This window comes from Lysobacter sp. TAB13, from assembly GCF_052113885.1.
Classification (GTDB): Bacteria; Pseudomonadota; Gammaproteobacteria; order Xanthomonadales; family Xanthomonadaceae; genus Lysobacter; species Lysobacter gummosus.
In genome coordinates this window covers 1-597 of the sequence record NZ_JBFRDR010000097.1, presented here as the reverse complement: position 1 = coordinate 597, position 597 = coordinate 1, and the positions used below count along the sequence as shown (strand labels likewise).

The 597-nt window shown below is 68.0% G+C and carries 1 protein-coding gene; it reads left to right on the top strand.

What is annotated here, in order from left to right; all coding sequences use genetic code 11:
- Positions 1 to 597, top strand: a 597-nt coding sequence (locus AB4Y92_RS25295) for an ABC transporter permease (RefSeq protein ID WP_441822117.1), incomplete at both ends; no start/stop codon positions are given.

Sequence of the window (597 nt, the reverse complement as noted above, 5' to 3'; positions counted from 1 at the left end):
CGAGTTCGGCCGCGACGTGCTCTCCCGCCTGATGGCGGGCGCCGCGACCAGCGTCTGGATCAGCCTGCTGACCGTGACGCTTGCCGTGACGCTGGGCACCGTGATCGGCGTGTTCAGCGGTTATCTCCGCGGTTGGTTCGACCGCATCGTCATGGCCTTCAACGATGCGCTGCTCGCCTTTCCCGGCATCCTGCTGGCGCTCGGCCTGCTTGCGGTGGTGGGGGCCAACAAATACGGCATCATCGTCGCGCTCGGCATCGCCTATGCGCCCTCGGTCGCCCGCATCGTGCGCGGCACCGTGCTTTCGCTGCGCGAGCGCGAATACATCGCCGCCTCCCGCGTGATGGGCAATTCCGAGGGCTTCACCATGGCCCGCCACATCCTGCCGAACTGCATTGCGCCGCTGACCGTGCTCGCGACCTCGATGTTCGGCTATGTGCTGCTGGCGGAGAGCGCGCTCTCCTTCCTCGGCCTCGGCGTGCCGCCACCGGCCCCGACCTGGGGCAACATGCTTGCCGGCTCGCGGCCCTATATCGGCCAGGCCGTCTGGCTCGGCATCTTCCCCGGCCTGTGCATTTCGCTGACGCTGCTCGGGAT